The organism is Bradyrhizobium sp. CCGB20 (genome assembly GCF_024199855.1).
Taxonomy (GTDB): domain Bacteria; phylum Pseudomonadota; class Alphaproteobacteria; order Rhizobiales; family Xanthobacteraceae; genus Bradyrhizobium.
Genome location: NZ_JANADN010000001.1, coordinates 670433 through 692184 on the forward strand (window position 1 = coordinate 670433; position 21752 = coordinate 692184).

A 21752-nucleotide genomic window follows, 5' to 3' on the forward strand; every position below is an offset into this window, starting at 1 on the left:
GGAATGCCGAAGTCGATGAGTGTGGTAAGAGAAGCCATCGCAGGCGACGAAGCGGACGATGCGATGGTTGAACGCGTGGCGGCGGGACAGGCCAAGAAGCAGGTCAAGGCAGGACGAAAAGTCCTGCCGATCGTGGAGGGCGTCGTGCTCGTCGCGGCGCTGCTCGCGCCGCTGGTGCTGCAGGACTATCTTACGGTGTTCGCGACCCGCGTGATCATCCTCGCACTGTTCGCGCTGTCGTTCGATCTGGTCTGGGGCTATGCCGGCATCATGAGCTTCGGCCAGGCCCTGTTCTTCGGTTCGGCCGGCTACGGTGTCGCGCTGCTCGCGCGCGACCTTGACATTACCAACATCTTCCTGGTGCTGCCGGCGGGCACGCTGATCGGCCTCACCTTCGCGCTGCTGCTCGGCGGCTTCCTGCTGCTCGGGCGGCATCCCTCCAGCGTGATCTTCGTCTCGCTGGGCACGCTCACCGGCTCCTACGCGGCCGATCGTCTCGCGCGCGGCTGGTACTATCTCGGCGGCCAGAACGGCATTCCCTCGATCGCGCCGATGTCCATTGGCGGCTACGAGTTCACGGAAGGGCCGGCCTTCTACTATCTCGTGCTCGGCATCCTCGTCGTGGTCTACCTGCTCTGCCGCTTCCTGGTGCGCTCGCAATTCGGCCTCGCGCTCGCCGGCCTGCGCGAGAACGAGCAGCGCATCGCCTTTTTCGGCTACAAGGCGCAGCATCTGAAAGCGATCATCTTCGCGATCGGCGGCGCCATCGCAGGCCTTGCCGGCAGCCTCTATGCCTTCCATGAAGGGTTCGTCTGGCCCAACATGGTCGGCGTCGTCGTCTCGACCCAGGTCGTGCTGTATGTGCTGTTCGGCGGTTCCGGCACGCTGATCGGCGCCGTCATCGGCACTGTGATCGTCGAGGGCGTCAGCTTCTGGCTGTCGGACAATTATCGCGACATCTGGCCGATCATTCTGGGCTTGCTGCTGTTGCTCGTGATCCTGTTCCGTCCGCTCGGCCTGATCAGTTTTGTGCTCGGCGAGCGCGAGCGGGTCGGCAGCTTCGGTGCTAAAGCCAAGGAGAAGCGTGATGCTCCTTGAAGCCGCCGGCATCAAGAAGGTCTTCGGCAAGCTCACCGCGCTCGACGGCGCCGCGCTCACCGTCGACGAGAACGAGTTTCACGGCCTGATCGGCCCGAACGGCTCGGGCAAGAGCACGCTGATGAAGTGTATCGCGGGGGCCGAAGTGCCGACGCAGGGCAAGGTCTCCTTCGTCGACACCGACATCACCGCATTCACGCCGACCGAACGCGCCCGCGCCGGCATGAGCCTGAAATTCCAGATCACGTCCGTGCTGCCGTCGCTGACGCTCTACGACAACATCCTGCTCGCACTGCAGGCGCAGTCCTCGCTGTTCGACCTCGTCTTCTCGCGCACGCGCGGTGCGCTGCACGACCAGGTCATGATCATGCTGACGCAGTTCCGCCTCGCCGATCGCGCCTTCGACGCGGCGGCCGCCCTGTCGCACGGCCAGCAGCAATGGCTGGAGATCGCGATGGCGCTGGCGGGCAAGCCGAAGCTGCTGTTGCTGGACGAGCCGACCGGCGGCATGAGCCTGGAGGAACGCCGCGTCACCGGCGAATTGCTCCAGCCGATCAAGAAACATTGCTCGCTCGTCATCGTCGAGCACGATCTCGATTTCATTCGCGACATCTGCGATCGCCTCACCGTGCTCGACCAGGGCAAGGTGCTGGCATCCGGCACCGTGTCCGAGATCCAGGCCAATAAAGCCGTCCAGGAGATTTATCTGCGCCGTGCCTGAATTTTTGGACATCAAGCATCTCGACGCCGGCTATGGCCGCAGCCAGGTCCTGTTCGACGTCACCCTCGGCATTCCCTGGCGCGGCGGCGTCGCCGTGCTCGGCCGCAATGGCGCCGGCAAGACCACGCTGATGAAGACCATCGTCGGCGAATTGCCGGCGTGGAAGGGTGAGGTCGCCTTCGACGGCCGCGACATCAGCCGCCGCGCGACCCAGGAGCGCGTGCGTGCCGGCATCGGCTACGTCCCGCAGGAGCATTCGGTGTTCGCGCGCCTGTCGGTGCGCGACAATCTCGCGGTCGGCTCGCTCGCGAGCAAGAAGGCCGACGCGGTCGACCAGGTGCTGACCATCTTCCCGAAACTCGGCCAGCGCCTCGACCAGCCCGCCGGCACGCTCTCCGGCGGCGAGCGCAAGATGCTCGCGATCGGCCGCGCCATGCTGGGCGATCCAAAGCTGTTGCTGCTGGATGAGCCGACCGAAGGCGTCTGGATCGGCGTGATCGAGGAGATCACCGAGCGCCTGATCGAGCTCGCGAAGACAATCGCCGTCATCATCGTCGAGCAGCACCTCGACCTCGCCCTGCGCGTCGCCGACTACGCCTACGTGCTGGATCGCGGAAGGGTCGCGCTGCAGGGGGAGGCGGGGGAGGTCAGGCGCAATCCGGAGCTGATGCGATATCTGGCGCCGTAGGGTGCGCCAGCCGAGCGGCCTTACTCACCTCAATCTCAACTGTCATGCCCCGCGAAGGCGGGGCATCCAGTACGCCGCGGCGTCTCGGTTCAAGCACAACCGTCTCTGGAATACTGGATTCCCCGCCTTCGCGGGGAATGACGGCGTCAAGCCTGGATGGACCGGAGAAAACGAGCCGCCGCCGTCGCTTACTTCACCGCTCCAAACCGGCTGTCGAACGAGTTCGACTGCACCACCGGCGCGGCTCCCATGATCTGCGTCGCTTCACTCGCACCATCGTTCACTGACGGCTTCAGCGCCGGGCGTGTCGCGGCGAGGCGCGTATCGGGCTTCGCCGGCTCGACGGGCTTGGCGGCCACGGTCGCGGCTGGCTTCGGCGCATCCTTTGCCGCATCCTTGGACTTGTCGTGTCCGGGCACGAACCGCGTCACTGCGGCCTTCAGCCGGGACGCTGCGGTGGGCGGCGTCGTGGTCGTGGCGGCCGGGGCCACGGATGCGGTGGCTTGCGGCGGCGGAGGCGTGGTCGCCGTCGTGTCGGCGGTGCCCATGCCCATCTTGCGGCCGAGATTGGAGAAGAAGCCGCCGCTGGATTTTTCGGCAGGCTGAGCTGCGGCGACGCGGGTGTTGGCGGCGGGCGCGCTGACGGCGACGACCGGCTCCTGGCTCGCGGAAGCAGTGGCGGCCGCGTCGAGATTCGGCTTGGGCGGATTGACGTGTCCGGGGATCGTGCCCGGCGCCTTCGCCATCGCCAGCATTTCCAGGGTCGAGCCTTCGGCATTCTCGGACAGGCCGGTCGAGCCCTCCGGAATCTTGGAGGCGAAGATCTTGTTCATGCCGCCGTCGATGCCGGTGTTCATGCGCGCCATCGGCGTGCCCTTGGCGACGAGCTTGTTGTACTCGGCCTGGTCGCGCTGGTCCTTCTCGCGCACGGCGCTGGCGATGTCCTCGGGGATCACATAGGCGGGGCATTTTGCCGATGCATCGAACACCGGATCGCGTTTCGCGTCGGGCGCCTTCGCCGCGTCGAACACGTATTTCCGCTCGCAGAAATCGACCTTCGGCTCCTGCCGCGTCACCTCGAAATGATCATAGCCTTCCTTGATCATCTTCCAGAACGGCATGTTCGGATTGTTCCGGTGCTTGGCCATGTTCACCGGCGTCATCTTGAACGGATAGGCCTGGAGCTGGAACGCCTTCTGGCCGCCGAAGAAGGACTCGCGGCCGAGCGAATAGATCTCCGCGATCTGCTCGTCCGTCATCGCGTAGCAGCCGCGCGAGGAGCAATCGCCATGCACCATCAGCTGCGAGCCGGTGCGGCCCAGCGCCTTGTCGAACGCGTTCGGATAGCCCGTGTTGAACGAGAGATAGTAGGCCGACTGCGGATTCATCTGGCCCGGATTGATCGAGTAAAATCCCTCCGGCGCCTGGCGGTCGCCTTCGCGCACCTTCGGTCCGAGATCGCCCGACCAGCGGCAGATCGGATAGGTCTTGAGCAGCGCGAACTGGCCGTTGCGGGTCTGCTTCCAGACCTCGAGCTCGGCCTCCTGCTTGAACAGGCGGACCAGGATCGGCGATTGCAGGTCCATGTTCTTCTCGACCATCGCGGAGAGAAGCTTTGCCGGCACCGGCTGGTTGGCCTTGGCGTTGGCCGCGAGCGAAACCTGGTCGGTGTCGCAACCGGCCAGCACAATGCTGGCGGCGAGCGCAACCGAAGCCAAGAGCGCGCGAGCAAGCGAACGAGAAATCAAGATGGACCCCACACCGTGCCGGGCAGAGAGCGCGAACCCCAGTTCTTTAGAGCATGATTCGACCGGAGATCCGGACCCGCCGTGACGGGCTTTTTCAAACCACGCTCCAGCGCTTATGCCCTGAAGCCATTGATTAAAATTCTAACCTCTGGGTCAGGTGGTCGCAACCCGAGCGGGGATCACGAGCCCGTTGGCCCAGCGGCATGGTCAACGAAGACTAAATGGACGCGACTTTGGGCCTTACTTGGGCCTTCCGGCCCAAACGGAACAGAGATCGCCGATTTGGGCAAAAAAAGGGTTAACGCGAGGTTACCGGAAGAGCTTCGTAGGGTGGGTTAGCCCCGCAGATGCGCAAAGCGCATCTGCTCGGCGTAACCCACCTCTTTTGCCTCTGCGGACGCCGCCAGTGGTGGGTTACGCCTTCGGCTAACCCACCCTACGGCACCTGAAATGCCCGAATCAGCCCAGTTTCCGGCCGATATCGAGGAATTTCTGCCGGCGCTGCTTGCGGATGGCGTCGCCGTCCAGGCCGCGCAGCTCGTCAAAGGCCTTGGCGATGGCGTCGCCCGTGGTAGCGATCATGGCGGCGGGGTCGCGGTGGGCGCCGCCGACCGGCTCCTTCAGGATGCTGTCGATCACCCCGAAGCGCAGCATGTCCTGGGCGGTGATCTTCATGTTGTTGGCGGCTTCCTGCGCCTTGCTGCCGTCGCGCCACAGGATGGAGGAGGCGGCTTCGGGCGAGATCACGCTGTAGATCGCGTGCTCCAGCATCAAGACCTTGTTGGCGGTGGTGATGGCGATGGCGCCGCCCGACATGCCTTCGCCGGTGATGATGGCGACGTTGGGCACGGTCAGCGCCATGCAGGCATCGGTCGAACGCGCGATCGCCTCGGCCTGGCCGCGCTCTTCGGCGCCGATGCCGGGATAGGCCCCGGCGGAATCGGCGAGCGACAGCACCGGCAGGCCGAACCGCTCGGCCATCTCCATCAGCCGCACGCATTTGCGATAGCCTTCGGGCCGCGCCATGCCGAAATTATGCCGGATGCGGCTTTCGGTGGAATCGCCCTTTTCCTGGCCCATCACGCAGATCGGCTCGCCGCGGAAGCGGCCGAAGCCGGCAACCAGCGCCTCGTCCTCGCCGAACTTGCGGTCGCCGGCGAGCGGGGTGAATTCGGTGATCAGGCCCTTGATGAAGTCGTTGAAATGCGGCCGCTGCGGATGCCGCGCGACCAGCGTCTTCTGCCACGGCGTCAGGTTCAGATAGAGGTCGGCCAGCGCCTGCGCCGCCTTGTCCTCGATCCGCCCGATCTCATCAGCGATGTCGGTGCCGTTGGCCGCAAGCGTCCGCAGCTCGTCGACCTTGGAGTCGAGCTCGGCGACGGGCTTTTCGAAGTCGAGATAGCTGCGCATCTGATCTGGCATCAACTCAGTATAGGGAGGACGGGACGGGGCGTCGAAGCGGATTTGAGCTCGAGGAAAGAAGTGTAGCTTCTTCAATGAGTTGGCCTGTGCGCTCCCGAGAGCGGCCAAATCGATCGTGAGGCCACGGCTCTTTCTGCGGAGATGTGGCCGAAGTCAAGGCGGTTTCATGGGGGGCCGAAGCTTGTAGCCCGGATGAGCGAAGCGATATCCGGGGCAGGTCGAGCCTCGGGCACCATCCCGGATGTCGCTTCGCTCGTCCGGGCTACGGGAGCAACTATGTCTCCGCCAGCGGGTGCAGGTCGCGCACCAGGCTCTTCAGGCGCTCCTCGACCACATGGGTGTAGATCTGCGTCGTCGAGATATCGGTGTGGCCGAGCAGGGTCTGCACGATGCGCAAGTCTGCGCCGTTGTGCAGGAGGTGGCTGGCAAAGGCGTGCCGCAGCACGTGCGGGGAGACCAGCCGGGCCTGCAGCCCCGAGGCGACCGCGAGCTCCTTGAGGTCGCGGGCGAAATGCTGCCGCGTCAGATGCCCGCTCTCGCCGGACGAGGGGAACAGCCATTTCGAAGCGGCGAGGCTGTCTTTTTTCTTCTCCGTCTTCGCCGCTTCCGTCGCCGCGAGATAATCGGCCATCGCCTGCCGTGAGGCCTCGTTGAGCGGCACCAGACGCTCCTTGTTGCCCTTGCCGCGCACCACGATCATCCGGGCGTCGCGTTTGGCCGCCGAGCGCGGCAGCGCCACCAGCTCGGAGACGCGCAGCCCGGTGGCGTAGAGCACCTCGAGCAGGCAATAGAGTCGCAAGGCGCGCAATCGCTTTGACGGCGAGGCGTCCTCCGCCTCGCTCAATTCTTTGGCGCGGCGGAGCATGCGGTCGACATCCGCGATCGACAGCACTTTCGGCAGGCCGCGGCCGCGCTTGGGGCCGGACAGGATCGCGGCGGGATCCTCGGTGCGGATGCGCTCGTTCAGGAGGAAGCGGTAGAGATGCCGCATCGCCGACAGCCGCCGCGCGACGCTGGTGGATTTGAAGCCGCGCGTGTCGAGATCGGCGAGGTAGTCGCGTAACGTCTGCGTCTCCGCGTTCGCAAAAGTATGGCCGACGCGGCCCAAAAATTCCGAGAAATCGGTGAGGTCGCGGCGGTAGGCGTCGAGCGTATTGGGGCCGGCGCCCTGTTCCGCCGCGAGCATGTCGAGGAACAGGCCGGTGAGCTTGGCATCTGAGGGCTGTACGCGCATGCCCTGGAAGCTAGCTCCTATTTCTTGAGAAATTTATCCGGCGGGATCGTCACCGTCATTTCCCGCGACTTCGGGCTCACGAAGTTCGCCAGCGCGAAGACCACGCCATAGACGATGCCGGCGATCACGGCGACGACCGTCAGGAAGCGGAACAGGCTGGGCATCGGCAAGATCTCGGAGAGGGTCCAGACGGGCAAATTAACCAATGAAATCATCCAACATGTTCGCCGTTTCGTGGCAAGAGTCCTCTGGCGAGGCCCCCTGCGGGGTCGTATAGGTGGCGAAAGCATGCCGCCTTTGGCGGCGGATCGAGCGAGACCCATGTCCGACGCCGTGTTGCCGATTCCCGGTTCGCCTGAGGCCGACATCCTGTCGGCGCTCGGGGCGCGCTCGATCGTGCTCGTCGGCATGATGGGGGTGGGCAAATCCACCATCGGCCGCCGCATGGCCGCCCGGCTCAAGCTGCCATTCGTGGACGCCGACACCGAGATCGAGGCGGCGGCCACCATGACCATACCGGAGATTTTCGAGCGTCACGGCGAGCCGCATTTCCGCGACGGCGAGGCGCGGGTGATCGCGCGTCTCCTGGACGGCGGCCCGATCGTGCTTGCGACCGGCGGCGGCGCCTTCATGCGCGAGGAGACGCGGACCCGCATCGCGGCGAAGGCGGTCTCGATCTGGCTCAAGGCGGACCACGACGTCATCATGCGCCGCGTCCGCCGCCGTGCCGACCGCCCGCTGCTCCAGACCGCCGATCCCGAAGGAACCGTGACGCGTCTGCTCACCGAGCGCGAGCCGGTCTACAGCCATGCCGACCTTACCATCGCCTCGCGCGACGTGCCGCACGACAAGATCGTCGAGGAATGCATCGAGACGCTGCGCGCCCATCTCTGCGGCGAACAGGCCGTCCAACCACCTGCCGACGTTGCGAGTGCCGTACGATGACTGCGCCCCTGAAACATTCCGATCCCGTCAATGTCGACGTCGCGCTCGGTGATCGCGCCTATGACATCGTCATCGGCCGTGGCGTGCTGGCTTCGCTCGGCGAGCGGGTCGCGGCTTTACGTCCCGGCGTGCGCACGGCGATCGTCACCGACCGCACCGTCGCGAAACACTGGCTCGAGCCGACTGAGGCATCGCTCGCGGCGAGCGGAATTCCGACCTCGCGCGTCGTGGTCGAGGAAGGCGAGATTTCCAAAACCTATGCCGGCTTGGAAAAGGTCAGCGAAGCCCTGATCGCCGCGAAGATCGAGCGTAATGATCTGGTCATCGCGCTCGGCGGCGGCGTCGTCGGCGATCTCGCCGGTTTTGCGGCGGCGATCCTGCGCCGCGGCGTCGATTTCGTGCAGGTGCCGACCTCGCTGCTGGCGCAGGTCGATTCCAGCGTCGGCGGCAAGACCGGCATCAACTCGCCGCAGGGCAAGAACCTGCTCGGCGCCTTCCACCAGCCGCTGCTCGTCATCGCCGACACCGCCGTGCTCGACACGCTGTCACCGCGGCAATTCCGCGCCGGCTACGCCGAGGTCGCCAAATACGGCGTGCTCGGCGACGAGGCTTTCTTCACCTGGCTTGAGAAGAACCATTCCGACATCTTCAAGGGTGGCTCCGCCCGCGAGCATGCGATCGCGACCTCCTGCCGCGCCAAGGCCGGAATCGTCTCGCGCGACGAGCGTGAGACCGGCGAGCGCGCGCTGCTCAATCTCGGCCACACCTTCGGTCACGCGCTGGAGGCGGCGACCGGCTTCTCCGACCGCCTGTTCCACGGCGAGGGCGTTGCGATCGGCATGACCCTGGCCGCGCAGTTCTCGGCCAGCCTCGGCATGATCGGCGAGGCCGATGCGGTGCGCGTCGAGCGGCACCTGATCGAGGCGGGCTTGCCCACCCGCCTGCAGGACATCGCCGGTTTCGCGCAGGAAGGGCTTGCCGATGCCGACGCGCTGATGGCGCTGATGGCGCAGGACAAGAAGGTCAAGCGCGGCAAGCTGACCTTCATCCTGCTGGAGGCGGTGGGGCGGGCCGTCATCGCGAAGGACGTCGAGCCGGCGCCGGTGCGCGATTTCCTGAAGGACAAGCTCGCGCAGAAAGCGTGATGCGCGACTGAAAGGCGCGAAAGCGTTTTCAAGCGAAGTGGGTACCGGTTCGCGTCAGGAAAACGCGTCAGAACGAGAAACCAGAGTGGTGCATGGACTGGCTCGGCTTCACCATCGTCATTATCTGCCTGCTGGTCTCGGGCTTCTTCGCCGCGAGCGAGACCGCGCTGACTGGCGCCTCGCGCGCCAGCATGCTCAGGCTCTCCAAGCAGGGTAACCACGACGCCGATGTGGTCTCGCAGCTGCTCGACATGCGCGAGCGCCTGATCGGCGCGCTGCTGCTCGGCAACAACATCGCCAATATCAGCGCATCCGCGCTCGCAACCTCCATCTTCACGGCCTGGTTCGGCGATGTCGGCGTGCTCTATGCCACCGGCGTGATGACGGCGCTGGTCGTGATCTTCGCGGAGGTGCTGCCGAAGACCATCGCCATCAATGCGCCCGACCGCATGGCGCTGGCCGTCGCCCGCCCGATGCGGCTGACGATGTATGTGCTGGGGCCGCTGCTGCGGATCGTCGAAGTCATCGTCCGCCTGTTGATGCGCCTGTTCGGCCTTGCCGGCGAGCACCAGGCAATCCTGTCGCCGACCGAGCGCCTGCGCGGCGCGGTCGACCTGTTGCATCACGAGGGCAAGTTCGAGAAGCAGGACCGCGACATGCTCGGCGGTCTCCTGGACCTGCGCGAGCTTCAGGTCTCCGACGTCATGATCCATCGCACCGAGATGATGATGATCAACGCCGACCTGCCGCCGGAAGAGCTGGTGCGCGAGGTGCTGGCGACCGAATACACCCGCATTCCGCTGTGGCGCGAGAAGCCGGAGAACATCATCGGCGTGCTCCACGCCAAGGATCTGCTGCGCGCGATCCGCGCCTCCGACGGCGACACCTCGCGCATCGACGTCTCCACCATCGCGCTGCCGCCCTGGTTCGTGCCGGAGATGCGCCCGGTCTCCGAGCAGCTCAAGGCGTTCCGCCGCCGCAAGACCCATTTCGCGCTCGTCGTCGACGAATACGGCGAAGTCGAAGGTCTTGTGACGCTGGAAGACATTCTGGAGGAGATCGTCGGCGACATCTCCGACGAGCACGACGTCGTGGTCGCGGGCGTGCGGGCCCAGCCGGACGGCTCGGTGGTGGTCGACGGCTCGGTGCCGATCCGCGATCTCAACCGCGCCATGGACTGGCACCTGCCCGATGAGGAGGCAACGACGGTCGCCGGCCTCGTCATTCACGAGGCGCGCTCGATCCCCGACCGCGGCCAGAGTTTCACGTTCCACGGCTTCCGCTTCCGCGTCCTCCGCCGCGAACGCAACCGCATCACCGCGCTCCGTATTTCACCGGTGCCGCGCGAGGCGGAAATGGAAGAGGCCAAGCCAAGGCGGGCCGGGACGTCGTTTTAGACCCTCATGGTGAGGAGGCGCGTCAGCGCCGTCTCGAACCATGCGGGCCCCCGCTGCGGCATCTTGGCCTCTATCCTTCGAGACGCGCGCTAGAGCGCGCTCCTCAGGATGAGGGGAGAAAGCGCTGTCGGCGCGCCGACGTGGCTTACGTTCCGCCTTCGCCCGGCGCCTGCGCGTGGATCGCGAGCGCATGCACGCTGCCGGAGAGTTCCATGGCCAGCGCCGAATTTATCATGCGGTGGCGATCGACCCGGCTCTTCCCTTTGAAGGCCGCAGATACGATATAAACGCGGAAGTGCGTCTCGCCGCTGGGCCGGTGGCCGGCGTGGCCCTCATGCAAATGTGACTCGTCGACGACCTCGAGGCTTTCGGGCGTGAAAGCTTCCTGCAACTTGTTGCTGATAGTGTCTTTCATAACCATGAGTGCCATTAAAGCGTGCGATCGTGCCCCGTCAATTGCATAGGCCGCCCATGGGCGGACGTGCTTCAAGGACGCCGAAGTGAAACTTCGGCTACCTGTGTCAGCTAATTGCAATGTCAAGACTTGAAGGTTTTTGCATTGCGTAGTCAAAGTCAGCCATGCCGATCGATTCATCAAAGTTCTTCGACTCCATCCGCGTCAAGCCGCGGGGCAAGCAGCCGGAAGTGAAGCCGCGCGACGCCGTGGTCGGCTGCGAATGGGCCGGATGCCAGAACAAGGGCGCGCACCGCGCGCCCAAGGGTCGCGACAATCAGCGCGAATACTGGCACTTCTGCCTCGACCACGTGCGCGAGTACAACCAGAACTACAATTTCTTCTCCGGCATGAATGCTGACGCAGTTGCGCGCTACCAGAAGGATGCGCTGACCGGCCATCGTCCGACCTGGAAGATGGGCGCCAACGGCGGCAAGAAGGGTGCGGAAGCCGAGATCGACATGGCCTCCGATCCGTTCAGCATGTTCAGCGAGATCAATGGCCGCGCGAACTGGCGGAAGGGCCCGGATGCCCAGCCCAAGGCCGAGACGCGCAAGGTGATGAACGCCGAGCGCAAGGCGCTCCAGGTCATGGGCCTCGGCCCCGATTCCACGCTCGCCGACGTCAAGACCAAGTACAAGGCACTGGTGAAGCAGCACCACCCCGACGCCAATGGCGGCGACCGCTCGACCGAAGATCGCCTGATCGAGATCATCAAGGCGTATAATTATCTGAAGACGGTGGTGCGGGAGGCGTAAGCCTCGCTGGCGCAAGCTGCTGCCACATACTCCCCTGTCGTCCCTGCGAAAGCAGGGACCCATAACCCCAGGGAGCAGTTTGGCGAAGACTCGCAGTGAAATCTTCGCCGGTACTGGCAGCTTCATTTCACCGATAAATCACGCGGTGTGGGTCCCTGCTTTCGCAGGGACGACGGCGGAGCGTTTGGCTCCGCTGTCGCGCCTCTTCCGCCCTACGCCTCCGGCATCGCTCCCACATACGAAGAACTCGGCCGGATCAACCGCCCCGTCCGCTGCTGCTCGCACGCATGCGCGGTCCATCCGGCTGCGCGCGCCACCGCGAAGATCGGCGTGAACGCCTGCCGTGGAATCGCCAGCGCATCGAGCAGGATCGCGGTGAAGAACTCGACATTCGTCTCCAGCGGCCGGTCCGGATTCTTCTTGCGCAGCGCGCTGCGGATATAGGCCTCGACCTCGCCGGCGAACGGCAGATCGGTGCCGTTGGACGCCAGCGCCTCGACGGCGGTCTTGAGCACGTCGGCGCGCGGATCGCGGACGCGATAGACGCGGTGACCAAAACCCATCATCCGCTCGCCGCGTGCGAGCGCCGCGTCCACCCAGGGCTGGATGCGCTCGCGCGAGCCGATCGCATCGAGCATCTCCAGCACCGGCTCAGGCGCGCCGCCATGCAGCGGACCCGTGAGCGCGCAATAGCCCGCGGTGACTGCGGCAAACAGGTCGGCTTGCGTCGATGCCACCACGCGCGCGGTGAAGGTCGAGGCGTTCATGCCGTGGTCGCTGGCGGTGACGAGATAGGCATCTAACGCGGTGACCTCGCGCGCTGCGGGCGCGCGCCCAAGCAGCATGCGTAGCGTATCGGCGGCATGGCTGACATTGGGATCCGGCGCGATGGGATCGAGCCCTTTCGCGCGGCGGACCAGCGCGCCCGCGATCACCGGAAACGCGCCGACGATGGTCGCCTCGTGCGCGAGACCGTGCTCGGCGCGAAGCCCCGCGACCGCCGCACGAAACCCGTCGATGATGCCCATGCCGCGAGTTGCCGGCAAAAGCTCCGGCAGCCGCGCGAAGGCACGTTCGCGCCCCGCACCCAGACTCGCGCGTACATTGGCTTCAGTGAGGTTGGTCTTGCTGGCGCCGTTCCAGAGCCGGGCGGTGACGCCCTCGAAGCTCGATTTGGCGGCGAGGCGCCCGACATGCTCGCCGGCGATGATCAGTTCACCGCGCTCGCCGTCGACATGGCTCAGCACGGTCTCGGCCGCGGGAACGCCGTCCAGCCCGATCTGGCTTTTGGTGAGGTGGATGTTCATGGCCCAATCTCCTTTGCACTGCACCAGGGAAAGGTCGGGCCTCTCGACAGATTGATCAATCTTGATTACATAAATCAATATGAAAAATTCTCCGGAGCTGTACCTGTCCGCCCGGGAAGCCGCCGCCGAGCTCGCGATCTCGCCGGCGACCCTCTACGCCTATGTCAGCCGTGGCCTGATCCGCTCCGAGCCGACCCCGGATTCGCGGAAAAACCGCTACCGTGCCGAGGACGTCCGCGCCCTGAAGGAGCGCCGGGTGCCGTCGCCGGAGCCGCGCGGCCTGCGCAGCTTCGACGCCGACCTGCCGGTGATGGACACGGAAATCTCGACCATCACCGAGGAGGGCGCGATCTATCGCGGCGTCAACTGCGTCGATCTCGCCGAGAACGACACGCTGGAGCACACCGCGACGCTGCTGTGGGACGTCTCCGACGTCGACCCGTTCGATCAGGACAATCAGCCCCAGATTTCCGAAGAGATGCGCGCGATCGCAGAAGCCGCGCGCCGTGCGGCGCCGATCGATCGTGCCATCGCAGTGCTGGCGCTCGCGACCAGTGCCGACGCGCGTGCCTTCACCCGTGCGCCCGATGGCCGCGCGATGGTCGGCGGGCGCATTATCCGTCTCCTGGTCGCGACCATGCTCAATGCCGAGCCGTCGTCCGAGCCGCTGCATCAGCAGATCGCGAAGGCCTGGGCGCCCGACAACAAGCATGCGCCCGACCTCATTCGCCGCGCGCTGGTGCTGCTCGCCGATCACGAATTGAACGCCTCGACCTTCACCGCGCGCTGCGCGGCCTCGACCGGTCTCAACCTCTATGATTCCGTCATCGCCGGCCTCGCCGCACTGAAAGGCCCGAAGCATGGCGGCGCCGGCGTGCTGGCCTCGCAACTCGTCAAGACGCTGATCGATCGCGACGTCGCCCCGATGGTGCGCGAGCGCGTCGCGCTCGGCGAACGCTTTGCCGGCTTCGGCCACGGCGTCTACAAGCGCGGCGATCCCCGCGCCCAATCGCTCTTGAACGCCCTGTCGCGCGCCGGCGCGCCGCGCAAGTTCACGCGAGAGGTGCCGGAGCGGATCATTGAAGCGACCGGCGAGCTCGTCAATATCGACTATGCGCTCGCCGTGCTCGTGCACGCGCTGCGCCTGCCCACCGGCAGCGAGCTCGCCCTGTTCGCCATGGCCCGCAGCGTCGGCTGGATCGCCCACGCCAGCGAGCAATTGCAGTTCGGGAAGTTGATCCGCCCGCGGGCGAGATATGTGGGGCCGGCGCCGGGGCGGCGGGCCGGGGGCTAGAATTTCTGCGAGCGCGTCGCTCTCTGCTGTCGTCCCTGCGAACGCAGGGACCCATACCGCGTGATCTATCGATTGTGCGCGGTAAGAGTACCGACCGACAAGTCTTCGCCAAACTACTCCCTGGGGTTATGGGTCCCTGCGTTCGCAGGGACGACACCTGGGGTGTGCCGGCACCTACGCCCGCGGTTTCGCCGCCGTGATACCGCCGCCGTTCCGCCGGCGGCGATAGTACCAGATGCCAAGGCCGCCGATGATCGCCACCGCCACCACCGTCAAGATCCAGATGTGCTTGAACGGATGCTGCCCGTGGTGCGGCAGTCCGAAATATTGGTGAAGGGCCGACACGGCCAGCACGCCCGGCAGCACATGCGCCGGCGCCCACATCAGGATCGCCGGGATGTTCACCGCGTAGAACTTCGCGGGCGCCATGCCGAGCGCACCGGCGGTCACCGGCACGAAGGCCCGGATCGGCGGCACGAAGCGGGCGAAGAACACGGCCCAGGTGCCGAAACGGTTGAAGAAGCTTTCGCTCTCGGCGACCACGCGGGGATAATTGGTCAGCGGCCAGGTGTTGAGGATCTCGCGCTGGCGCCGGTGCCCGATCCAGTAGGCCGAGCCGTCACCGAGCACCGCGCCGACCGCGGCGGCCAGCAGCACCCATTGCAGTTTCAGGTCGCCGCCCGGAATCAGCGCGCTCAGCGCCAGAATGATGGTCGAGCCGGGGATCACCGACCCCACCACCGGAACGGCTTCGAGCAGCGCCGCCAGGAACAGGGTCAGGTAGGCCAGCCAAGCATGGGCCGAGACGAAGGAGATGAGGGGGTCGAGGAAGGACGTCACGTCGTCTCTGTGGAGGGCTGGGGCTTCAGGTTCAGACCCTACATAAGCAAGGAGCGGCAAAAGTGCCATTCGCGTGGGCAGGCCACGCATCCCGCCCGAAATTCGGGCGTAATTCGCAAGGCAGCCCTCCAAAAACTGCGTTCCTTGCCTATCTAAATGAAAAGACAACGGAACTTTGATTGGAGGGCGGGCTTCTGCCCGCACGTTGTCTCTGATAGGTTGATTTTCAGCACCCAGCCGCAGCCAACGTGCGAATAACCGGTTTCGGGACCGCCCGGGACCTCGGAGGATTGATGACGACCGCCGCCATGTCCAAAGTTGAGGAAGTTTCCGGTATGCCCGACATGAAGGTGTCGGTGCGCCAGGTGTTCGGGATCGACAGCGATCTCGAAGTCCCGGCCTATTCCGAAGTCGATCCTCATGTGCCCGAAGTCGATTCCGACTACCGCTTCGACCGCGCCACCACGCTCGCCATTCTCGCCGGCTTTGCCCGCAATCGCCGCGTGATGGTGACCGGCTATCACGGCACCGGTAAATCCACCCATATCGAGCAGGTCGCCGCCCGCCTGAACTGGCCCTGCGTGCGCGTCAACCTCGACAGCCACATCAGCCGTATCGACCTCGTCGGCAAGGACTCGATCGTGGTCCGCGACGGCAAGCAGGTCACCGAATTCCGCGACGGCATTTTGCCCTGGGCGCTCCAGAACAACGTCGCACTGGTGTTCGACGAATACGACGCCGGCCGCCCCGACGTGATGTTCGTGATCCAGCGCGTGCTGGAGGTCTCGGGACGCCTGACGCTGCTCGACCAGAACAAGGTGATCAAGCCGCACCCGGCGTTCCGCCTGTTCTCGACCGCCAACACGGTCGGCCTCGGCGACACCTCGGGCCTCTATCACGGCACCCAGCAGATCAACCAGGGCCAGATGGACCGCTGGTCGATCGTCACCACGCTGAACTATCTCAGCCATGACGAGGAAGTGGAGATCGTGCTGGCCAAGGCCAAGCACTATCGCACCCAGGAGGGCCGAGACATCGTCAACAAGATGGTTCGCCTTGCCGATCTCACCCGCAACGCCTTCGCCAATGGCGATCTGTCGACGGTGATGAGCCCGCGCACGGTGATCACTTGGGCGGAAAACTGCGACATCTTCGGCGATATCGGATTTGCCTTCCGCGTCACCTTCCTCAACAAGTGCGACGAGCTCGAGCGTCCCCTGGTCGCAGAGTTCTACCAGCGCTGCTTCAATGCGGAGCTGCCGGAATCGGCAATCAACGTGGCGCTCAGCTAGGCCATGCCCACCATCACCGTCGAGCGCACCATTGGGACCACCAAGAAGGCTGTGCTCGCCGGGCTCGGCGCCTATAACGACGAGCAGTTTGGGAAGCAGAAGGCCAAGAGCATCGCGGTCTCCTTGAAGGACGGCCGCAAGATCGTCGGCGGCATCGTCGGGCATCTCTGGGCGACGGTTCTGTTCATCCAGTATTTCTGGATCGATCAGAAGCAGCGCGGCAGGGGTTTGGGCACGAAGCTGATCGCGGCGATCGAGGACGAGGCAAGACGGCAGGGCGCGGTCCAGGCCCATGTCGACACGATGAGTTTCCAGGCGCCGGGCTTCTATCGTTCCTGCGGGTACGAGGAGTTCGGCACCCTCAAGGGCTATCCCGGCGGCGTGACGCGCCATTCGTTTACGAAGTCGCTATGAGCACATCATCATCCAACTCCAAATTCCGTAACACCAAGGAAGCCCCGACCGAGCCGTTCAAGCGCTCGGTGGCTTCCTGCCTGAAGGCGATCGCCAAGTCGCCCGAGCTCGAGGTCAGCTTCGCTGCCGAGCGTCCCGGGCTCGCGCCGGGCAAGGCGCGGCTGCCCGAGCCCGCGCGAAAGATGACCAAGCGTGATGCCGCGATCGTGCGCGGCCATGCCGATTCCATCGCGCTCAAGATCGCCTGTCACGATGCCAAGCTGCATCGCAAGCTGATGCCCGGCAATCCGCAAGCGCGCGGCGTGTTCGAGGCGGTCGAGCAGGCGAGGGTCGAGGCGATCGGCGCACGCCGCATGGCCGGCGTTGCCAAGAACCTCACCGCGATGCTCGACGATCATTTCCACCGCGGCAAGTTCGACGAGATCACCGACCGTGCCGATGCGCCGCTGGCGGATGCGCTGGCGATGCTGGTGCGCGAGCGCCTGACCGGCATGGCGCCGCCCACGGCGGCGAAGAAGATGGTCGATCTCTGGCGGCCCATTCTCGAGGACAAGATCGGCAAGCGGCTCGACCGGCTCGACGGGCTGGTCGAGGACCAGACCAGGTTCGGCGACGCCGTGCATGATCTGCTGACCGCGCTCGAGCTCGGCGACGAGCGCAGCGCCGACAGCGAAGACAACGACGACGACGAGGAGAACCGCGACGGCGACAACGACCAGTCCGGCGCCGAAGGCTCGCCCGATTCCGACGCCGCGCAGGAGATGAGCGCCGATCAGGCGCAGGCTTCGAGCGAGGAGATGAGCGAGAGCGCGATGGAAAGCGCACAGGCCTCGACCTCCGACACGTTCGACGACGGCGAGCTCGGCGACGACGAGACGCCGGGCGAGGCGACGCGGCCGAATTCGCGCGGCGCCAACGAGCCGCGCGGGCCGGAATATCATGCCTTCGCGCCGAAATTCGACGAGGTGATCGCGGCCGAAGACCTCTGCGACCATGACGAGCTGGAGCGCCTGCGCGCCTATCTCGACAAGCAGCTCGCGCATCTCCAAGGCATCGTCGCCCGCCTCGCCAACCGGCTGCAGCGCCGGCTGATGGCGCAGCAAAACCGCGCCTGGGACTTCGACCTCGAAGAGGGCATCCTCGATCCGGCGCGGCTGTCGCGCGTGGTGACCGATCCCTATCACCCGCTGTCCTTCATGCACGAGAAGGAGGCGACGTTCCGCGACACCGTGGTGACGCTGCTGCTCGACAATTCCGGCTCGATGCGCGGCCGTCCGATCACGGTTGCGGCGACCTGCGCCGACATTCTTGCGCGCACGCTGGAGCGTTGCGGCGTCAAGGTCGAGATTTTGGGCTTCACCACGCGCGCCTGGAAGGGCGGGCAATCGCGCGAGGCGTGGCTTGCCGCCGGCAAGCCGGCCAATCCCGGCCGCCTCAACGATCTCCGCCACATCATCTACAAGTCGGCCGACGCCCCCTGGCGCCGTGCGCGAAAGAATCTCGGCCTGATGATGCGCGAGGGGCTCCTGAAGGAGAACATCGACGGAGAGGCGCTGGACTGGGCGCACAAGCGCCTGCTCGGCCGGCCCGAGCAGCGCAAGATCCTGATGATGATCTCGGACGGTGCGCCGGTCGACGATTCCACGCTGTCGGTCAATCCCGGCAACTATCTCGAGCGGCATCTGCGCCACATCATCGAGGAGATCGAGACCCGCTCGCCGGTCGAGCTGATCGCGATCGGCATCGGCCATGACGTGACGCGCTACTATCGCCGCGCCGTGACGATCGTGGACGCCGAAGAGCTCGGCGGCGCCATCACCGAAAAGCTCGCCGAGCTGTTCAGCGAGACCAACACAGCGCCTACGCAGCAGGCCGGTCGCCCGCGACGCAAATTGCATTCGTGAGCACGCATCAATCCCGCCGCAGCTTCATTAGCCACGCTGCGGCGGGATTTTCCACTCTCGCAATCTCCCGCCTGGCGCAGGCGCAGCCGACGACCGAGCCGCCGCCGCGCCCCGCGCAGATCGAGCACGCCGTCACCGAGCCGGTCGGCATCGAGGTGAACGCGCGGTCGATCCCCAATTTCGAGCCGCGCGACCGCTCGCGGGTGCGCTTCGGCTCGCTGCAATATCGCAGCGGCCTCGTGCTGACCTCGCCCTATCGCGGCTTTGGCGGCCTGTCCGGCATCCGGCTCGACGCCAAGGGCGAGCGCTTCCTCGCGATCTCCGACCAGGGCGGCTGGTTCACCGGCCGCATCCGCTATTCCGGCGGCAGGATGACCGGGCTCGACGATGTCGAGGCGTCGCCGATGCTGAACGCGGATGGGCGGCCGATCACGGAGAAGCGGCTCTGGTACGACACCGAGTCGCTCGCGCGCGACGGCAACGTCGTCTATGTCGGGCTCGAACGCGTCAACCAGATCATGCGCTTCGATTTTTCCAAGGGCGGCACGCGCGCCCGCGGCGATGTGCTGCCGACGCCGCCCGCGATGCGGAAATTGCCCTACAATAAGGGGCTCGAAGCGATGGTCGCGGTCCCGAAGGGTCAGCCGCTCGCTGGCACGCTGATCGCGTTCTCCGAGCGCGGGCTGGACGCCGACGGCAATCTGGTCGCCTTCCTGATCGGCGGCCCCACGCCCGGCCAGTTCAGCGTGCGCCGCACCGACAAATTCGACATCTCGGATGCGACGCTGCTGCCGTCGGGCGAGCTTCTGATCCTCGAACGCAAATTTTCCTGGTTCACCGGCATCAACATCCGTATCCGCGCGATCCCGTTGAAGTCGATCGCGCCGAACGCGCTGGTCGACGGCCCCGCGCTCTTCAACGCCGATCTCGGCCACGAGGTCGACAACATGGAAGGCATCGACGCCCACGTCACCCCCGAGGGCGAGACCGTCCTGACCATGGTGTCGGACGACAATTTCTCGATGCTCCAGCGCACGTTGCTGCTGCAGTTCACGCTGGTGGAGTAGCTCTCCGCTGTCGTTCCTGCGAAAGCAGGGACGACAGCTGAAATTGCCGCGCGACCCGTGATCAAATGACGCGTGTAATGCATGGGTGGCGCCACGGCCATGCCGTCCGCGCAACTGGCAATCCGCTCGTCGCCCACTACACTTCATGCAATTGCTTCCACCCCTCTCATCATCCGGAACTCCCCGCATGAGCGCCCTGTTTTCCCCGATCAAGCTGCGCGGCCTGACCTTGAAGAACCGCGTCGTGGTGTCGCCGATGTGCCAGTATTCGGCCGACGACGGCGTCGCCACCGACTGGCACTTCACCCACATCAACAATCTGGCGCTGTCAGGCGCTGCGATGTTCTGCATCGAGGCGACCCATGTGGAGGCGATCGGCCGCATCACGCCGGGCTGCCTCGGGCTCTACAGCGATGCGTGCGAGGCCGCGCTGAAGCAGATCCTCACCTCCGTGCGCAAGCATTCGACGACGGCGATCGCGATGCAGCTCGCGCATGCCGGCCGCAAGGCCTCGAGCGCGCGGCCCTGGGACGGCGGCCAGTTGATTCCGGTCGCGCAGGGCGGCTGGCAGACCGTGGCGCCGTCGGCGCTGCCCCACAAGGAAGGCGAGGCCGCGCCGCTGGCGCTGGATGCGGCGGGCCTGAAGCGCATCCGTGACGCCTTCGTCGACAGCGCCAAGCGCGCCGCCCGGCTCGGCATCGACGCGATCGAGCTGCACGGCGCACACGGCTATCTCATGCATCAGTTCCTGTCGCCGATCTCGAACAGGCGCACCGACGAATATGGCGGCAGCTTGCAGAACCGCATGCGCTTTCCGCTGGAGGTGTACGATGCGGTGCGCAGCGTGTTCCCGCACGACAAGCCGGTCGGCATGCGGGTGTCGTCGACCGACTGGGTCGAGGGCGGCTGGGATCTGGCGCAGACGATCGAGTTCGCAAACGCGCTGAAAGCGCGCGGCGTCGACTGGATCGATGCCTCCTCCGGCGGCGTCTCCCCGCAGCAGAAGATCCCGCTCGGGCCCGGCTATCAGGTGCAATTCGCCGAGGCCATCAAGCGCGAGACCGGATTGCCCACCATGGCCGTCGGCCTGATCACCGAAGCCAAACACGCCGAAGAGATCGTGGCATCCGGCAAGGCCGACATGGTCGCGCTCGCCCGCGGCATGCTCTACGAGCCCCGCTGGGGCTGGCACGCCGCGGCCGAAGTCGGCGGCGAAGTCGAGGCCCCGCCGCAATACTGGCGCTCGCAGCCCTCGACGCAGAAGGCGCTGTTCGGCAAGACGACCTTCGGGGCGCGGTGAGGGGGAGTGCTACAATCACAACTGTCGTCCCTGCGGACGCAGGGACCCATACCGCGCGATCTCACGAGGATGCGCGGTGTGAGTTGCACAACTTAAACCTTGAGTCTTCGCCAAACCACTTCCTGTGGTTATGGAGCCCGGATCCGCGCTTCGCTTGTCCGGGATGACAGCGGAGTGAGTGGCGCGTTCCACGCCCTCACCATCCCGCGACCTCACATCTCCGTAAAGGTCCTCACCTTCCACGCCCCGCGAAACTGGCCTAACCTCCCTGTACCCAACTCCTCGCGGAGGCCCGCCATGCGGTTTGGTGTTCGCAAGACTGCCCACGTGTTCGAGCGCGTGGGCCTCGCCATGGCAGGTGCGGCGTGCGGGCTGTTCGTCGGCGCCTATGTGGGATCGGCGATCGCCCCGCTCACCACGCAGGGCTTCCTGCTGCTGATGATGCTGCTCGGCTTCGTCGGCTTCTATCTCGGCATCGACACGCCGCAGCTTCCGTTCGACGACGCGCACAGCACCATCGACGCCGCGGAATTCCTGAGCGCCGCCGGCACGCTCTGCGCCACGCTCACCGCGCTCGCCTCCGTCGCCGTCATCGTGCTGCGCCTCGATCCGCATCTGGGCTGGACCTGGCTCGCTTTGTTCGGCTGGGTCGCCGGCGTCGCGATGCAGATCGTCGCCGGGACGAAAGCGCGGATGCGGAGGTAGCTTTCTTACCCTCCAGGGA

21 protein-coding genes are annotated in these 21752 nt (G+C 65.6%); 14 read left to right on the plus strand and 7 right to left on the minus strand.

Annotation, left to right across the window (positions count from 1 at the left end; genetic code table 11):
• The first annotated feature begins 3 nt into the window (after positions 1-3).
• Genes NLM15_RS03090 through NLM15_RS03100 form a run of 3 tightly spaced genes read left to right on the plus strand, consistent with a single transcriptional unit; the run spans position 4 to position 2507 of the window.
• Positions 4-1098, plus strand: coding sequence for a branched-chain amino acid ABC transporter permease (locus tag NLM15_RS03090; protein WP_254115219.1), 1095 nt, complete (start codon positions 4-6; stop codon positions 1096-1098).
• Positions 1085-1819 (plus strand): ABC transporter ATP-binding protein, encoded by a 735-nt coding sequence (locus NLM15_RS03095; protein WP_254115220.1) that lies wholly within the window; start codon positions 1085-1087, stop codon positions 1817-1819. Before NLM15_RS03090 ends, NLM15_RS03095 begins: the two co-directional genes overlap by 14 nt.
• Positions 1812-2507 carry an ABC transporter ATP-binding protein gene (locus tag NLM15_RS03100; RefSeq protein WP_254115221.1) on the plus strand — a complete coding sequence of 232 codons (696 nt, stop codon included), beginning with the start codon at positions 1812-1814 and terminating at the stop codon, positions 2505-2507. The genes NLM15_RS03095 and NLM15_RS03100 overlap by 8 nt, the downstream gene beginning before the upstream one ends.
• Before the next feature lie 188 nt (positions 2508-2695).
• Here NLM15_RS03100 and NLM15_RS03105 read toward each other — a convergent pair whose 3' ends face one another.
• The 4 genes from NLM15_RS03105 to NLM15_RS03120 form a co-directional block, all read right to left on the minus strand.
• Positions 2696-4255 carry a murein L,D-transpeptidase family protein gene (locus tag NLM15_RS03105; RefSeq protein WP_254115222.1) on the minus strand — a complete coding sequence of 520 codons (1560 nt, stop codon included), beginning with the start codon at positions 4253-4255 and terminating at the stop codon, positions 2696-2698.
• 459 nt (positions 4256-4714) lie between these two features.
• A complete protein-coding gene (locus tag NLM15_RS03110; RefSeq protein ID WP_254115223.1) occupies positions 4715-5677 on the minus strand; it encodes an acetyl-CoA carboxylase carboxyltransferase subunit alpha in 963 nt (320 codons plus the stop codon).
• A 274-nt stretch (positions 5678-5951) separates the two neighbouring features.
• Positions 5952-6911 (minus strand): site-specific tyrosine recombinase XerD, encoded by a 960-nt coding sequence (gene xerD, locus NLM15_RS03115; protein ID WP_254115224.1) that lies wholly within the window; start codon positions 6909-6911, stop codon positions 5952-5954.
• Between the two features lie 17 nt (positions 6912-6928).
• Positions 6929-7075: a hypothetical protein gene (locus tag NLM15_RS03120; protein WP_014439243.1), complete on the minus strand. Its 147-nt coding sequence runs from the start codon at positions 7073-7075 to the stop codon at positions 6929-6931.
• A gap of 157 nt (positions 7076-7232) precedes the next feature.
• Between NLM15_RS03120 and NLM15_RS03125 the strand changes: the two genes are divergently transcribed.
• The 3 genes from NLM15_RS03125 (at position 7233) to NLM15_RS03135 (ending at position 10398) form a co-directional block, all read left to right on the plus strand.
• Entirely contained in the window at positions 7233-7856 is a 624-nt protein-coding gene (locus NLM15_RS03125) for a shikimate kinase (protein WP_254115225.1), read from the plus strand.
• Positions 7853-9001: a 3-dehydroquinate synthase gene (gene aroB / locus NLM15_RS03130; protein WP_254115226.1), complete on the plus strand. Its 1149-nt coding sequence runs from the start codon at positions 7853-7855 to the stop codon at positions 8999-9001. Before NLM15_RS03125 ends, aroB begins: the two co-directional genes overlap by 4 nt.
• Positions 9002-9093: 92 nt before the next feature.
• Positions 9094-10398, plus strand: a complete 1305-nt coding sequence (locus NLM15_RS03135) for an HlyC/CorC family transporter (protein ID WP_254115227.1) — start codon at positions 9094-9096, stop codon at positions 10396-10398.
• A gap of 145 nt (positions 10399-10543) precedes the next feature.
• On the opposite strand, the gene NLM15_RS03140 is transcribed toward NLM15_RS03135, so the two are convergent.
• Positions 10544-10819 carry a BolA family protein gene (locus NLM15_RS03140; RefSeq protein WP_375166926.1) on the minus strand — a complete coding sequence of 92 codons (276 nt, stop codon included), beginning with the start codon at positions 10817-10819 and terminating at the stop codon, positions 10544-10546.
• 158 nt (positions 10820-10977) lie between these two features.
• Between NLM15_RS03140 and NLM15_RS03145 the strand changes: the two genes are divergently transcribed.
• Positions 10978-11610 carry a J domain-containing protein gene (locus tag NLM15_RS03145; RefSeq protein WP_254115229.1) on the plus strand — a complete coding sequence of 211 codons (633 nt, stop codon included), beginning with the start codon at positions 10978-10980 and terminating at the stop codon, positions 11608-11610.
• A 212-nt stretch (positions 11611-11822) separates the two neighbouring features.
• Here the strand turns inward: NLM15_RS03145 and NLM15_RS03150 are convergent, their stop codons facing one another.
• Positions 11823-12917, minus strand: coding sequence for a citrate synthase/methylcitrate synthase (locus NLM15_RS03150; protein WP_254115230.1), 1095 nt, complete (start codon positions 12915-12917; stop codon positions 11823-11825).
• A gap of 79 nt (positions 12918-12996) precedes the next feature.
• Between NLM15_RS03150 and NLM15_RS03155 the strand changes: the two genes are divergently transcribed.
• Positions 12997-14211 carry a citrate synthase family protein gene (locus NLM15_RS03155; RefSeq protein ID WP_254115231.1) on the plus strand — a complete coding sequence of 405 codons (1215 nt, stop codon included), beginning with the start codon at positions 12997-12999 and terminating at the stop codon, positions 14209-14211.
• Positions 14212-14385: 174 nt separating this feature from the next.
• Here the strand turns inward: NLM15_RS03155 and NLM15_RS03160 are convergent, their stop codons facing one another.
• Entirely contained in the window at positions 14386-15051 is a 666-nt protein-coding gene (locus NLM15_RS03160) for a VTT domain-containing protein (protein WP_254115232.1), read from the minus strand.
• 293 nt (positions 15052-15344) lie between these two features.
• On the opposite strand from NLM15_RS03160, the gene cobS reads away from it, so the two are divergent.
• The 6 genes from cobS to NLM15_RS03190 all read left to right on the plus strand — a co-directional run bounded on the left by cobS (position 15345) and on the right by NLM15_RS03190 (position 21733).
• Positions 15345-16343 (plus strand): cobaltochelatase subunit CobS, encoded by a 999-nt coding sequence (gene cobS, locus NLM15_RS03165; protein WP_254115233.1) that lies wholly within the window; start codon positions 15345-15347, stop codon positions 16341-16343.
• A 3-nt stretch (positions 16344-16346) separates the two neighbouring features.
• Positions 16347-16757, plus strand: coding sequence for a GNAT family N-acetyltransferase (locus NLM15_RS03170; RefSeq protein WP_254115234.1), 411 nt, complete (start codon positions 16347-16349; stop codon positions 16755-16757).
• Positions 16754-18661 carry a cobaltochelatase subunit CobT gene (gene cobT, locus NLM15_RS03175; RefSeq protein ID WP_254115235.1) on the plus strand — a complete coding sequence of 636 codons (1908 nt, stop codon included), beginning with the start codon at positions 16754-16756 and terminating at the stop codon, positions 18659-18661. The genes NLM15_RS03170 and cobT overlap by 4 nt, the downstream gene beginning before the upstream one ends.
• Entirely contained in the window at positions 18658-19728 is a 1071-nt protein-coding gene (locus NLM15_RS03180) for an esterase-like activity of phytase family protein (protein WP_254115236.1), read from the plus strand. The genes cobT and NLM15_RS03180 overlap by 4 nt, the downstream gene beginning before the upstream one ends.
• Positions 19729-19915: 187 nt before the next feature.
• A complete protein-coding gene (locus tag NLM15_RS03185; protein WP_254115237.1) occupies positions 19916-21028 on the plus strand; it encodes an NADH:flavin oxidoreductase/NADH oxidase in 1113 nt (370 codons plus the stop codon).
• Positions 21029-21325: 297 nt separating this feature from the next.
• Positions 21326-21733 carry a hypothetical protein gene (locus tag NLM15_RS03190; RefSeq protein ID WP_254115238.1) on the plus strand — a complete coding sequence of 136 codons (408 nt, stop codon included), beginning with the start codon at positions 21326-21328 and terminating at the stop codon, positions 21731-21733.
• The last annotated feature ends 19 nt before the right edge of the window (positions 21734-21752 follow it).

Coding starts and splice junctions, on each gene's coding strand:
- NLM15_RS03110 (WP_254115223.1), bottom strand. CDS start 5,677: ATGCCAGATCAGATGCGCAGCTATCTCGACTTCGAAAAGCCCGTCGCC.
- NLM15_RS03185 (WP_254115237.1), top strand. CDS start 19,916: ATGAGCGCCCTGTTTTCCCCGATCAAGCTGCGCGGCCTGACCTTGAAG.
- NLM15_RS03125 (WP_254115225.1), top strand. CDS start 7,233: ATGTCCGACGCCGTGTTGCCGATTCCCGGTTCGCCTGAGGCCGACATC.
- NLM15_RS03155 (WP_254115231.1), top strand. CDS start 12,997: ATGAAAAATTCTCCGGAGCTGTACCTGTCCGCCCGGGAAGCCGCCGCC.
- NLM15_RS03120 (WP_014439243.1), bottom strand. CDS start 7,075: ATGCCCAGCCTGTTCCGCTTCCTGACGGTCGTCGCCGTGATCGCCGGC.
- xerD (WP_254115224.1), bottom strand. CDS start 6,911: ATGCGCGTACAGCCCTCAGATGCCAAGCTCACCGGCCTGTTCCTCGAC.
- cobT (WP_254115235.1), top strand. CDS start 16,754: ATGAGCACATCATCATCCAACTCCAAATTCCGTAACACCAAGGAAGCC.
- NLM15_RS03140 (WP_375166926.1), bottom strand. CDS start 10,819: ATGGTTATGAAAGACACTATCAGCAACAAGTTGCAGGAAGCTTTCACG.
- NLM15_RS03170 (WP_254115234.1), top strand. CDS start 16,347: ATGCCCACCATCACCGTCGAGCGCACCATTGGGACCACCAAGAAGGCT.
- cobS (WP_254115233.1), top strand. CDS start 15,345: ATGACGACCGCCGCCATGTCCAAAGTTGAGGAAGTTTCCGGTATGCCC.
- NLM15_RS03145 (WP_254115229.1), top strand. CDS start 10,978: ATGCCGATCGATTCATCAAAGTTCTTCGACTCCATCCGCGTCAAGCCG.
- NLM15_RS03150 (WP_254115230.1), bottom strand. CDS start 12,917: ATGAACATCCACCTCACCAAAAGCCAGATCGGGCTGGACGGCGTTCCC.
- aroB (WP_254115226.1), top strand. CDS start 7,853: ATGACTGCGCCCCTGAAACATTCCGATCCCGTCAATGTCGACGTCGCG.
- NLM15_RS03135 (WP_254115227.1), top strand. CDS start 9,094: ATGGACTGGCTCGGCTTCACCATCGTCATTATCTGCCTGCTGGTCTCG.
- NLM15_RS03190 (WP_254115238.1), top strand. CDS start 21,326: ATGCGGTTTGGTGTTCGCAAGACTGCCCACGTGTTCGAGCGCGTGGGC.
- NLM15_RS03090 (WP_254115219.1), top strand. CDS start 4: ATGCCGAAGTCGATGAGTGTGGTAAGAGAAGCCATCGCAGGCGACGAA.